10 protein-coding genes are annotated in these 14,209 nt (G+C 33.4%); all 10 read right to left on the minus strand.

Annotated features, from left to right (window positions below; translation table 11 throughout):
* Positions 1–17: 17 nt before the first annotated feature.
* Complete coding sequence (locus ACHAJD_RS01875; RefSeq protein WP_435584156.1) at positions 18–623, minus strand: peroxiredoxin; 606 nt, start codon at positions 621–623, stop codon at positions 18–20.
* A gap of 76 nt (positions 624–699) precedes the next feature.
* Positions 700–2,016 (minus strand): GntP family permease, encoded by a 1,317-nt coding sequence (locus ACHAJD_RS01880; protein ID WP_435584157.1) that lies wholly within the window; start codon positions 2,014–2,016, stop codon positions 700–702.
* Positions 2,017–2,082: 66 nt separating this feature from the next.
* Entirely contained in the window at positions 2,083–4,488 is a 2,406-nt protein-coding gene (locus ACHAJD_RS01885) for a glycogen/starch/alpha-glucan phosphorylase (RefSeq protein ID WP_435584220.1), read from the minus strand.
* Between the two features lie 75 nt (positions 4,489–4,563).
* Entirely contained in the window at positions 4,564–6,984 is a 2,421-nt protein-coding gene (locus tag ACHAJD_RS01890; RefSeq protein WP_435584158.1) for a glycogen/starch synthase, read from the minus strand.
* Positions 6,981–8,108, minus strand: a complete 1,128-nt coding sequence (locus ACHAJD_RS01895) for a glucose-1-phosphate adenylyltransferase family protein (RefSeq protein WP_435584159.1) — start codon at positions 8,106–8,108, stop codon at positions 6,981–6,983. Before ACHAJD_RS01895 ends, ACHAJD_RS01890 begins: the two co-directional genes overlap by 4 nt.
* On the minus strand, positions 8,109–9,971 hold the full coding sequence (glgB, locus tag ACHAJD_RS01900) for a 1,4-alpha-glucan branching protein GlgB (protein WP_435584160.1): 1,863 nt from the start codon (positions 9,969–9,971) through the stop codon (positions 8,109–8,111). It abuts the gene before it with no gap.
* A 9-nt stretch (positions 9,972–9,980) separates the two neighbouring features.
* Positions 9,981–10,757 (minus strand): regulatory protein RecX, encoded by a 777-nt coding sequence (locus tag ACHAJD_RS01905; protein WP_435584161.1) that lies wholly within the window; start codon positions 10,755–10,757, stop codon positions 9,981–9,983.
* A complete protein-coding gene (locus ACHAJD_RS01910) occupies positions 10,750–12,204 on the minus strand; it encodes a S41 family peptidase (protein ID WP_435584162.1) in 1,455 nt (484 codons plus the stop codon). Before ACHAJD_RS01910 ends, ACHAJD_RS01905 begins: the two co-directional genes overlap by 8 nt.
* A gap of 1 nt (position 12,205) precedes the next feature.
* Positions 12,206–13,087, minus strand: a complete 882-nt coding sequence (locus ACHAJD_RS01915) for a YitT family protein (protein WP_435584163.1) — start codon at positions 13,085–13,087, stop codon at positions 12,206–12,208.
* Positions 13,088–13,090: 3 nt separating this feature from the next.
* Positions 13,091–14,185, minus strand: coding sequence for a peptide chain release factor 2 (gene prfB, locus ACHAJD_RS01920; RefSeq protein WP_435584164.1), 1,095 nt, complete (start codon positions 14,183–14,185; stop codon positions 13,091–13,093).
* Positions 14,186–14,209 lie beyond the last annotated feature (24 nt).

Consider the following 14,209-nt stretch of genomic DNA (forward strand, 5'->3'; position numbering starts at 1 on the left):
ATTAAATCGGCCTATTTTTACTCAGTATCTTTAGTGTCTTCATCAAGTTCGATAAAGTTGCTTCCTGGTTTCCATCCACATGGTACTAACTTACCAGCAACTTCATTTTGGAATACTTCTAAGGTACGTAATATTTCATCCACATTACGACCACCTTCACCGTGGTTAACATGAGCGGCTTTTAATATTCCGTTTGGGGCGATAATAAATGTTCCACGCCACGCAATGCCTTTATCTTCATCTAAAACACCGTACGCTTCGCTCACTGTATGGTTCGCATCACTTGCATGTATATGGTGCAGGCGTCCTAGCTGTGGTGAATCTTGCCAAGCTAAATGCGAGAATACAGAGTCAGTCGATGTCCCAATTAAGACAGCGCCTTTTTCCTCAAACTCTTTATTTAATTCATCAAAGCGTTGAATTTCAGTTGGGCATACGAAGGTAAAGTCTAGAGGATAAAAATATAAAACTACCCATTTACCATCGCTTAATATTTGATCTAGGTTTACTTTGCCGAAACGGTCTAATCCGTTTCCGTGAGGTAATACAGCTTCCATTTCAAAACGCGGTGCTTGTTTCCCTACTTTTGCTGCTGTTACATAAAAATCATTTTCGTATTTCATGATAAGTCCTCCTTTATTATGACAGGTTATAGTTTAGCTATTAATTGTATATTTTTCAATTAGAATACTCATTTTTTTACATGAAACCGCTTGATATGAGGAATATACCTATAAGTGTAGCGATTGAGGTATTTAAAACTGTAAGAATAAAATAATCTAAATAGATAGATTTATAGGTCAATCCGGTCACTTTTAACATCGTCATCGTTGTACCGTTTGTTGGAAGTGTATCGAGAGTAACACTACTCATAACTGCTAAACGGTGTAAAGTATCGTGACTTAGTCCAAAAGTTTCTGCTTGTAATAATAAATCAGGTCCTAAAAATGGAAATGTAATACTTAATCCCCCTGTTGCACTACCACTAATGGCTGCAAAAATTGCAACGGTTAACGGTAAGCCATATAACGGGTTTAGCGCAATTAACGGGGCTTTAAAATCTTGTACTAAAGGCATAAGGCTGATAACCGTCCCAAACCCTACCGTTGTCCCAACAAACAATAGTGGTTTTAAAGCAATCATCATACTGCTTCTTAAAATGTGTTTATGATTTACTTTGACATTCGTAATGATGAACGTTGAGATCACACCAAGTACAAGCGAACTGTTTAATGCATAGACAATGCGTTGATGATTACTTAGATCAAACTGCGGAAATAAAAATAGTGTGAATAACAAGTTTGCCACAAAAACAATTAGAAGCGGCATAAAAACAAGCCATTTGTTAATATTGGGTTCTAAGGTTTCAATTACCGTTTCTTTACTTATTTCTTTTTTCATTGCATGTTTAATACGGGTATTCAAGTAAAGATAGCCTGTTGCAAATAAGTAAATTGTCAAGACTATTCCAACTTTATAACCAGAAAATAGATTTGATTCTAAGAACATTGTTGGAATAATATTTTGTATTTGCAATGCTCCAGGCATACTTCCAATTAGATAAGTAGCCATACCTACACCAATTAATCCAAAAATAAAACGTTTTGGAATATGTAACTGTGTAAATACTTGATGCGCAATAGGATAAATAGTAAAAATAATGATAAATCCACTAATACCACCTAACATCATGACATTTACGAGTAATATGAGTGACAAAATTACACGTTTTTCTCCTAATAACTTAATCATTATTTGGGCCATTGATCTAGAAAGTCCAGTTGCTGAAATATAGGCCCCAAATAGTACTCCTAAATAAAAGATTAAAGCATTTGATATGGAAAAATCAATCATGGCAATGATATAGGTTTTACTATAACTAGGCAACTTTGCAATATCACCTGTTAATACAATTATAGCAATTAAAACTATTGGTACGATAATAACAATATTTTTTCCTTTAAATATACCAATCATTAACAAAATGATCCCTAAGATAAATATGATTAGATTCATGATGTCACCCTCATTCACTATCATTATACTTAATTTTAAAAGAAAAGATGCAAAAATTTTGCATCTTTAGTTTTTTAATGGCTTAATGTTCCAAATTTCATTAGCATATTGATTAATCGTTCTGTCACTAGAGAAATAACCACTCTTTGCAATATTAACCATTGACATATTGAGCCAACGTTCTTTATCTTTATATAGATTGTTTGCTTGTTCATGGGCTTTTTGATAATCAGGTAAATCTTTAAGAACATAGTATTCATCTTTACCTAACAATTTATCTCTAATTTCTCTAAATTCTTGTCTGTCTACATTACCAAAGAATCCATTAGTAAGTTGATCAATTACCACTTGAATTTCTTTATTAGATTGATAAATTTCAAGAGGATTATACCCGCCTTTTTCGTTAAGATCATTTACTTCTTCACTTGTTAATCCGAATATGACAATGTTTTCTTCTCCAACCAAATCGGCAATCTCTACATTGGCTCCATCTAAGGTTCCAATGGTTATAGCACCATTCATCATGAACTTCATATTTCCTGTGCCACTTGCTTCTTTTGAAGCGGTTGAGATTTGTTCACTCAAATCACAAGCAGGGATGATTTGTTCAGCATAGGTGACGTTATAATTTTCAACAAAGATAACTTTTAGATAATCTTTAGTATCTGGGTCATTATTCACTTTATCTGCAATGGTATTAATTAATTTAATAATTTTTTTAGCATAGTAATACCCTGATGCAGCTTTCGCTCCAAAAATAAAGCTGTGGGGCACATAATTTTCTTTGTATACTATATCTGTTTTTAAGCGATTATACACCATCATAATATGAAGAGCGTTCATTAATTGGCGTTTATACTCATGAAGACGTTTTACTTGCACATCAAAGATAGAATCTGGATTAAGCGCAATGCCTTGTTCACGTTCAATACGCGCTGCTAAAGCAACTTTTTTCTCACGTTTCATTTTTGATACAGCATCACGATATTTTTTATATTTCATTTTAGGTAATAACTTTTCTAACTCATTAGCATCAAATAACCAGTTATCACTAACTTCATCTAAAATTTGTGACAACTCTGGATTAATGTGTTTTAACCAACGACGATGAGTAATTCCATTTGTTTTATTATTAAATTTATTAGGATATAAATCATTAAAATCTTTCATTTCAATCGTTTTAATAATGTTTGTATGTAAAGCTGCAACCCCATTAACACTAAATGATCCAACAATCGCTAAGTGTGCCATACGCACTTGATTATCAGCGATGATGGCAAGTTTACGAACCATATGTTCGTCATGGTTATAAGTTTCAAGCAACATTTTACAATAACGTTTATTAATTTCTTCAATGATTTGGTAAATTCTTGGTAAGGTTGGTTGGAAAATACTAATCGGCCATTTTTCTAGTGCTTCAGATAATATTGTATGATTGGTATAAGCACATGTTTGAGTTGTAATATCCCAAGCTTTATCCCACGCGTATTTATGTTCATCGATTAGTATGCGCATCATCTCAGGAATGATAAGTGACGGATGTGTGTCGTTAATTTGGAAAACAATTTTCTCAGGTAAATTATCAAAAGTCTCATGTTTAGCATAGTGTTTTTTTAGTAAACTTCTCACCCCTGCAGCACTAAAGAAATACTGTTGTTTGATACGAAGGATTTTACCTTCTCTTGTCGTATCATCAGGATATAAAAATCCACTAATACGGCGAATTTCAGTATCATAGTCAAAGGCATGAATATCTTTAGGATAAACTTTGGTTGGTTCAGCATTCCATAACCTTAAAAAGTTTACGACACCATTTTGATTTCCAACAATAGGTACATCGTAAGGTACCGCTTTTATCATTTCGTTTGGCACATAAACAACTGCGCCATTTTCAAAGTAGGTATACCCTCCAAAAGGAATATCAAGTGCTTCTTCATCTACACGTACTTCCCAAACATACTGATCTTTTAACCAGTCGTCAGGTTTTTCAACTTGATACCCATTTTCAATCTCTTGTTCAAATAAGCCATAGCGGTATCTAATTCCATTACCATGACCTGGAAGGTTTAAAGAAGCAATTGAGTCTAAAAAGCACGCAGCTAATCTTCCTAATCCGCCATTACCAAGGCCTGCATCTGATTCATAATGCTCAATTTCATTTAAATCAAGTCCTAACTCATTTAACCCTTCTTCAACAATCGGGCGTAACCCTAAATTGTTAATGTTATTCGTAATTAATCTTCCCATTAAAAATTCCATTGAAAAATAATGGACTTCTTTAGGGTTTTCTTTTTCGTATAGTTTTTTAGTTTGAAGCCAGTCGTTACTAATGACTTCATAAACCATTTCTCCTAATACCTGGTAACGTTGCCTTGTACTAGAATTTTCAAATGAAATCGCATATTTATTTTCAATACGTTTTGTATAATTTTTTATGAAATTATCTTTATTTTTAAACGCTTCCACTGTAATCAACTCCTCGCTTTCATTATAACAAAAAATAACGGTTTTTTGCGCCTATAACGCGTGAAACCGTTATCTTAATTCTTAATTTTCTAACATTAGCCTATATAGTTCAATCATCTTAGTAGCTTGGCGTTCTAAACTATAATCAGCGCGCATCGCACGCTTAATTAATTTTTTCCAAACGGTTTTTTCTTCATGGTAAACTCGGTAGGCTTCATACAAAGTTTGTTTTAGTGAAGCAACATCATAAGGATAAAAACTAAAGCCATTTCCTTGTTTGGTAATAGGGTCAAAATTTGTGACTGTATCGGCTAATCCACCTGTGGTTCTCACTAAAGGAATCGTACCGTAACGCATTGAAATCATTTGACTTAAACCGCAAGGTTCAACGCGCGATGGCATTAAGAATAAATCAGCCCCTGCGTATATATAGTTCGGGATGGTTGAATCATAACCAATATTCAATGAGACTTGTCTTGGGTATTTAGCATTTAAATCTTCTAGTCTTTTAATGTAATTTTCATCGCCTGTACCTAATAAGACAAATTGGACGTTTTTATGAACTTTTAATAGTTCATCCATTGCGGGAATGATCATATCAAACCCTTTTTGTTCAGTGATTCTTGAAACAACCCCAATAATAAAATAATCAAGCCCCATTTCTAATTTCATCTCTTTTTGTAGGAATAACTTGTTGTCTGTTTTTGGGGTTAAATTTTGTAAACTATACTTGGAGATGATAAGGGCATCATATTGCGGGTTATTTTTCGATGGAATCCCATTTAAAATGCCATAAAAATCTCGTTCTCTTTTTAAAAGTGAATGGGTAAGATTTTTCCCATAATAGTCATATCGTAGTTCGTCACGATATGTAGGAGACACCGTGGTTAGTTTATCTGCCGTATTAATTCCAATTTCTAAGAAATTAATACGCTCTTCATGAAACATAAAATCATCAATGCTTAATTTTTTTATTATTGACTGATTGCATACCCCTTGATAATCAATGTTATGTAGCGTTAAAATAGTCTTAAAATTAACGTCTTTTTTATGATGTTCTAAGATAAGTGGGATTAAGGCAGTATGCCAGTCATGAACATGGACAACATCAATTTCACCAATAGCGTCAATGACTTGTGTAACCGCGTAATTAAAAAATGCAAACCTGTCACAATCATCTTCATAGCCATAGATATTATCACGCTCAAAGAATCTAAATGACTCGATAAAGTAAACACTTACTTGTTTATAATCTAATTGATATAATCTAATTTTAAATTCTTCAGTTCCATAGGTTATGATTTTGGATAAAACTTTTTTATAGACTTCTTCATAATTTTCTTTGATTTTTTTATAAAGCGGTAAAATAATAGATACTTGAATGCCTTTTTTAGCTAGGTTTCTTGATAAGCCACCAATTACATCTGCTAACCCACCAGTTTTAATAAATGGATAGGCTTCACTTGCGACCTGTAAAACATGGATATCTGTTTGAGCTGTAATAATTTGATCTTTTTGGCTAACATAAGGTTCTTGAATCGTCCCTTCAATAAATGCGCCTTCTTTAATAATGGTTCCTTTATCTAATATTGCATAGCTTACAAACGTGTTTTTTTCTACGATTGTATTACTCATAATAATACTGTTTTCTATAACAGCACCATTTCGAATGATAACATCACGGCCAATAACACTGTTTTTTACTGAACCATTAATAAAACACCCACTTGCAATCATGCTATTAAAAACTTTAGCTTGATGTTCGTAACGTGCAGGTGGCGCAGTTTTTTCTTTAGATAAGATGGGACGATCCTCAGAAAATATTGTTCTTCCAATATCAAATCTAAGCATATCTAAATTTGATTTCATATAATTAAATGTATCTGTAATATAACGGGTATACCCTTTATGTGTATAGGTATTGATTTTTACTGCAGGACCATTTACGACAAGATCATTTAGAGTTTTATAAGGCATCGAATCATAGTCTATAATATATTTAAGTAAAAGTTTTTTTGATAAAATGAATGATTTTAAGCGAACTTTTTCACCCATAATTTCGGTGATATCTGCGTTTGAATCAATATGGTTTTTTAAAACGATGTTAAAATCAATGTTCCATATAATATGCGCTTGAATGATTAAAACATACTCTTGCAAACTTCTTCTAAAGTATTCAATATGTTCATACATGCGTTGAAATGTAAGCATATCTTCTGTAGCGTATGTCATGTTTTTTGGAGGTAAAATAAATAAGCCATCTTTTCTACGGTCTAAATCCCAGCGTTTTCCACTCCCTACGTGGTCTTGTAAAGAGCGATAATTTCCATATGGAAAAACAGCAACGTTGGTAATATGTGCATGTTTTATATTTGATAAGGCAAAGTCAATTAAGCGGTATTTACCGGCAAATGGTAAAGCACCAGGCATTCTATGAATCGTTAAACGATCTAGCTGTGCTTTAGCAGTTGCATCAATAATAGCTAGCATACTCGTATTCATTCTTTGCCTCCTATCTTCCACAATACATCGTTATCGATGACCTTAACGTCATCAAATACTAGTTTTGTATGTGGTAAAACAACGGTGTTTTCTAGTATGATACAGTTCTTAATTTGAGCATGTTCACCAATGATAACGCCTGAAAATATAAGCGAATCCTCAACATGCGCAAACGATTTTATAAGGACATTACTCGATACGATACTATGGGTTAGACTTCCCTGAATAATAACCCCATCACTTACTAAAGAATCGATGACTTTTTCCATCGATTGATTATGGTGTGGCGGTAAATCTTGACTCTTAGTAAATAACGGTAATCGTTCATAATCGTGAATATTTAAATAGTTTGGATGATCCAGTAAATCCATGTTAGCTTCATACAAACTCTCTATTGTTCCCACATCTCTAAAATAATTATCAAACACGTAAGCATTTAGATGATACCCTTCTTCTAGTGATTTTGGGATGATATCTTTACCAAAATCAAAATCAGAGGCTAAGTCTTTTTGCAAAATCTTTTCTAATATCTCAGTATTAAAAACATAAATACCCATCGATGCTAATTGACTTTTAGGAAGTGATGGTTTTTCTTGAAAACTTGTGATGCGATTAGTCTCATCAATTGATAATATCCCGTAACGCGATAAATCGTCATGAGGCTTAAATGTTGCAATGGTAATATCTGCATTGGTTGATTCATGGTGATTAATCATTAAATTATAATCCATTTTATAGACATGATCTCCAGATAAAATAAGTACATATTTTGGGTCATATTCCTTAATAAAATGAAAATGTTGACTAATGGCATGGGCTGTTCCTTTTTGCCATTGTTCTCCTTCATAACTTGTGTAGGGTGTAAGAAAATGTATCCCCCCATCAGTAACGTCTAAATCCCAACTTGCACCACGCTGAATATAACGCATAAGTTCGTGTGGTTCGTATTGAGTTACAATGCCTGCAGTATCTATATTAGAATTTGATAAATTACTAAGTACGAAGTCGATGAGTTTATATTTACCACCAAAAGTAACCGCAGGTTTTGCGGTATATTTTGTAATGGCACCTAGTCTTGTTCCACGACCGCCAACTAAGACCATCGCGATGACACGTTTTTTCATTTAATCACTCCATTTCAAGACTGTAATAGCTAATGGAGAAAGTGTAATTTCAATTGATTGTTCAAATCCATGTCTATGTTCATTTGAGGTTTTAATAGGTAAGCCGTTATATAGATTAGACCCACCGTATATTCCTAAATCACTATTAATTAGTTCTTTATATGTGCCTGGTTTAGGAACGCCTATTGTATAGCTTTGGTAGACACTTGGTGTTAAATTTAACACAACGACAACATGTTCTTTTCTTTCATGTGAATAACGAATATAACTTAAAATACTTTGGTCAGCATTATGCTGGTCAATCCACTGAAAGCCTGCAGCTTCATGATCTAGTTCGTATAGTGCTTTTTCATGTTTAATTAACAGGTTAAAATCTTTATTAAAACGTAAAGCACTCTCATGCATTGGGTATTTTAATAAATGCCAGTCTAATTCTGAATAATCGCGCCATTCATGCATTTGTCCAAACTCTTGGCCCATAAACAATAATGTTTTTCCAGGATGGGTATAAAAGTATCCCATCAATGCTCGGTAATTTGCAAACTTTTGCCAGTAATCTCCTGGCATTTTTTCAACCAGTGTTTTTTTACCATGAACCACTTCATCATGAGAAAGCGGTAAAATATAATTTTCACTAAATGCATAATGTAAAGAAAATGTGAGTTCATGATGATGATACTTACGGTAAATAGGGTCTTTTTCAAAATACTTAAGGGTATCATTCATCCAACCCATATTCCATTTATAATTAAAACCTAATCCGCCAAATTCAACTGGATGCGTTACTTTAGGATAGGCCGTTGAATCTTCTGCGGCTAGTATGGCTTCAGGGAAATGATTAAAAACTTCCTTAGATAGTTTTTTTAAAAACTGAATTGCCCCTTGATTTTCTCCATTTCTAGCATCACCAAGATAATAAATAATGTTAGATACTGCATCAATTCTAAAGCCGTCTACATGAAAATACTTCATCCAAAACATTGCGTTAGATATAAGAAAACTTTGGGTTTCTCCTCTTCCTAAATCTAAGTTCGCAGTTCCCCATTCAATGTTTTCTCTAACAAATGGATCACGGTATTCATATAATGGTTGCCCGTCAAACATATAAAGACCATGAGCATCCTTACAAATATGACCTGGGACCCAGTCAAAAATTACGTGTATGTCATTAAGGTGTAATTGATCGATTAAGTACATTAAATCTTTTGGTACACCAAAGCGTGAGGTTGACGCATAATAGCCTGTACCTTGATAGCCCCAAGACCCATCAAACGGATGTTCAATAATAGGCATAAACTCAACATGAGTATAGCCTTGATCTTTTAAATATGGAATTAGTAAATCAACTAACTCATTATAACGATGAAATTCACCATTAGGCTTGGTCATCCAAGTACCTAGATGAAGTTCATAAATACTTACTTGATTATGATAAGGTGGTTTTTTATGACGATTTTCCATAAAGACATGATCTTGCCAATGATAGCCTTCAATGTCATAAACTTTAGATACTGTATCTGGCCTTTCAGCAGAAAAGTATCCATATGGATCTGATTTATAAAGCGTTCTGCCATCATAGGTTTTAATCTCGTACTTATAGGTTTTCCACTCTAGATTTTCAGGAATTTCTATACGCCATATTCCAAGTTTATCTACTTTAGTTAATTGATGCACCCAATTTTGAAATTGATTAAACTCACCAACGACTGAGACTTCTTTTGCATGAGGGGCATAGACAGTAAAGCGTGTTTTCACAACCTCGCCTTGCGCGTTTTTCATTAAATGCGCCCCAAAATGTTGGTATGCATCTGTAAGTAATCCCTGATTAAAATAATAAAGCGTATCTTGATTCATTTTTTCCATACTTACACCTCACTTAATATATTTCTTTATATCACTATAGTTAAAGCCATCACGCATGAGTTTTTGAATTAACTTTTGAACTTCTTTGGGTTTGGTTACATCATAGCGTTTAATAGAACGATCAATGGCTTCTTCTAATGCAGCAAGTTCATCATAATCTTCTAGGTTATTAAAAAATGTGGTAATGACGAAGTTTATGGTCTCTTCAGTAAACCCTTTTTGGTAGAGTTTTTGCGTAAGTTTTAGTTTATTTTGATTGTTAGAAGTTTTTTTGAGGTTTTTATATAATTGTTCTGTTAATAATTGACATTTTTCGATTTCTAACTCATCGGTATAAAGCGCCATGGTTTGATCAATCAATTCATTTGGAAAGCCTTCTTGTTTTAATTTAATACTTAAAGCTTGTTTACCTTTAAGATCAAACATAATGAAGTCTTCAACCATTAAGCTTAAGGTTTGTTCTTCGTTAATATAGTTTAATGCTTTTAGTTGTTTAATTGCTTCATCAATCGTGTCTTGATTATAGTTTAACATTTTTAACTGATCACGCATACGTTTTGGTGTATAGTTACGATAACTCAGTTTACTAATCGCGATGTTCATTGCACGTGCAACTTGATCATACGCTAACATCTCTTGATAAATGCTTTCAGTAAATTCGTTTGCTGTAAATAAATTAAACTTAATTAATGTATCTTGATGAAGTTCAACAGGTTCTTTTTGATTAGAAAGCGCAAGCTCATAAAACCCTTTTGCTTTAGGTGTTTTATTAATGATTTTAATCATTCAATCCACCGATTAAATATAAAATTGCTTCTTGTAATTGCGTATCATTTAGTGGGTTTTGTTTATAGTTAAATAATGCTTCTGATAAAGCACTTGCAGTTTGGGAATTAAGTCTACCTGATTCATCAAGTCCTTGTTCAATCTGAAACTCTGTAATTTTATCTTGCGTATTTAAATCAAAATAACCATCATTTCTAACTGTATATCCTAAAGTATTTAAGATGTCTTGTGCAATTTTTATTCGGTTTGATACTTGATCATACTGGTAAAACTCGTCATCATTTAAATAAATAGGCGGTAAAAATAGGGCTGGATTTTGTGAGACTTCGATATTAGGTTGTACACCGTTTGTACCACCGTTACGATCTACCCAGTTTCCAAGTGATGTTTTCCATACACCAATCGTTAAGTGAACATAATTACCTCTTATACTTGATAAGGCTATTGAAGATTGTAACGTTCCTTTTCCATAAGATGCCTCACCAATTACTTGGTATTCTCCGTATTCTTGCATGGCTGCAGAAAATACTTCACTAGCACTTGCACTTTGTCCATTAATTAACACTGTTATATCAAAATCAAATGATACATTTGTGTTGGGGTAATAATTTTCAATATTGTTTTGGGCATTTCTTAGTTCAATACTAAATAGCGGAAAATCTTGAGCATCTTTTGATAGGAATAAATCTAATATGTCAAGTAGTGCGTTTAATCCACCACCACCATTATCACGTAAATCAATAATGAGACCGTCAATACCACTTTCACTAAATGTATCCATATATAAAGCTACATTATTCGCGGTTTCATCACCAAAAGTATTTATGACTAAATACCCAATTTTATAGTCATCAACCTCGAAAATTTCAGCTTCTACACTAGGATTAGCGATTTTTTCGCGGGTGATGGTCACATAAATAATCTCATTGATGTCTACGCGTTTAAATCCAATGGTAACTTCAGTATTTTCTTCACCTAATAAGGCTGCCGTTGTTTCTGCGAACGATTTGTTTGAGAAGTCTTCTCCGTCTACATATACAATGATATCACCAGCAGTTAACCCTGCACGTTGTGCAGGTGAATCTGGCCATACATATCGAATAAGTACTTGTTCATTGAAATTTTCAACTGTCACACCAATTCCTACATAACTTTCTCCGAATCCTTCTCTAAAACGATTGAATGTTTCAGCATCAAAATAACGTGAAAATGGATCATCTAAACTGTTAATTAATCCGTATATAGCGCCTTCCCAAAGTTGTTCTTCAGTAGGTGCTGAAAAATGATTTCTTAAAATGTTATTAAACGTTTCATTAAAAGCATCATCATTATATCTTTGTGCGGGTGGTGTCATAAATAATCCTGTAAAAAAGACGGCCGTTAAAAGCATTAAAAATGCACTTGCGTAAGCAATTTTTTTGATTCCACTAAGGTTTGGTTTTTCCATCTTAATCCTCCTCGATTCTATGCTCGAAATCTCCTTGGATTTCGCTGGCTGGGTTTGTAAATACAAAGGCTGTCGGATCTATTTGTGCTAATATATTACGAATTTGATAGTATTCATCTTTCGTAATAACTGTAATCAACATTGTTTTTAAATTATTTGAGAAGCCACCTTTAATTGGGACAATCGTTACCCCTCTTTGTAATTGTTCAAAAATAAGATTTTTAATGGTGTCTGGATAATCGGTAATAATTTGCACTGAGGTTAATCGGTTTGCGCCTATAACGATATAATCTGCAACTTTTCCAGCGATAAGCATGGTTAAGATGGCGTAAAGTCCACCTGATAGTCCGTTTGTTGCATAAAAAGCAATGACACCACTTAAGATGATGACACCATCAATAGCGTAAATAGAAACACTCAGTGGAAGTTTAAGTTTTTTATTTAATATTTTTATAGGTATATCTGTTCCTCCACTAGTCCCACCGTATTTAATGACATATCCAAACCCTACACCCATTAATGCCCCGCCAAATGTAATGGCTAGAATATAATCATTTGGTAACTCAATTAATGGACCAAAGGTTTCTAAAATAAATAAAATTAAAGGAAAAGCGATAGAACCATAAATGCTACGGTAAAATGACTTCCATCCTAAAAAAATCCAACCTAGAAAAAGTAAAACTAAGTTTAACACAAAAACAACGAGTGATATTGGAATATTTAGTAAATCATGAAATAATAATCCAACCCCACTTACACCACCAATAACAAGATTGAATGGTGCAATGAAATAATAAAAGCCAGCGACCATTAGGAAAATTCCCCATGTAATCATTGTATAACGTTTTTTGAATGATATTGTCTTTAACGCGGGTATAGACATGGTTTATTCTCCTTTAGCTAATAATTTTAAGTATGCATAAATAAATCGATCTATGTCACCATCTAATACTTTTTGAACATTCCCGGTTTCTTCACCTGTACGGTGATCTTTAACCATTGAATATGGATGCATGACATATGAACGGATTTGTGAACCAAATGCGTTGCTTAGTGTTGATTTAAAGCTAGAAGCAGCAAGCTCTTGTTCTTCTAATTTTAATTGATAGAGTTTCCCTTTTAACATTTTTAGTGCTTTTTCTCTATTTTTGATTTGTGAGCGTTCATTCTGACATGTAACGGTTAGCTTGGTTGGTAAATGGGTAATACGGACTGCAGAATCTGTCGTATTTACACTTTGACCCCCAGCGCCACTTGAACGATACGTGTCGATTTTTAAATCCGTTTCATTGATTTCTACATCAATCGAATCGTCTAATTCAGGAATAACGTTAATACTAGCAAAACTCGTATGACGTCTACCTGATGAATCAAAAGGAGATAGTCTTACAAGGCGATGAACGCCTTGTTCTGCTTTTAAGTATCCATAGGCATTCATGCCTGAGATGGTAAATGTAGTACTTTTTAGTCCTGCTTCTTGACCATCTTGATAATCATTAAGTTCAAAATGATAATTTTTTTCTTCTGTATAACGTTTTAACATACGGTAAAGCATCATTGCCCAATCTTGGGATTCAGTTCCCCCAGCGCCTGGATGAATTTCTATGATGGCATTAAAAAGATCATAGGGTTCTGATAAGTACAAGTTCGTTTCAAATTGTTCAAGGGTTTTATCAAACTTTTTAACATCCGCTTCTAAAGTTTCAACTTCTACATCCATTTCTAGAAGTTCTAAACTAATTTTTAGGTTTTCCATCATTTCCATCAAGTTTTCATATTGAGTTAATTTGTTTTTGTGTAGTTTTAAGTGTTCAATCGTTTGGTTAGCTGATTCGTGATTATCCCAAAAATTTGCTTCATACGTTTTAGCTTCTATTTTTTTGATGGTTTCTTTTAAGTGTTCAATATCTAAAAGCCCTTCTAAATTCTTAAGGGTTTCTTCAACGGTTATAATTTTATCTTTTAGTTCAAATATCTCCATAATCCTCACCTAATGCAAAGACTC

The sequence above is a fragment of the Liberiplasma polymorphum genome (assembly GCF_043951795.1).
Classification (GTDB): domain Bacteria; phylum Bacillota_I; class Bacilli_A; order Izemoplasmatales; family Izemoplasmataceae; genus Liberiplasma; species Liberiplasma polymorphum.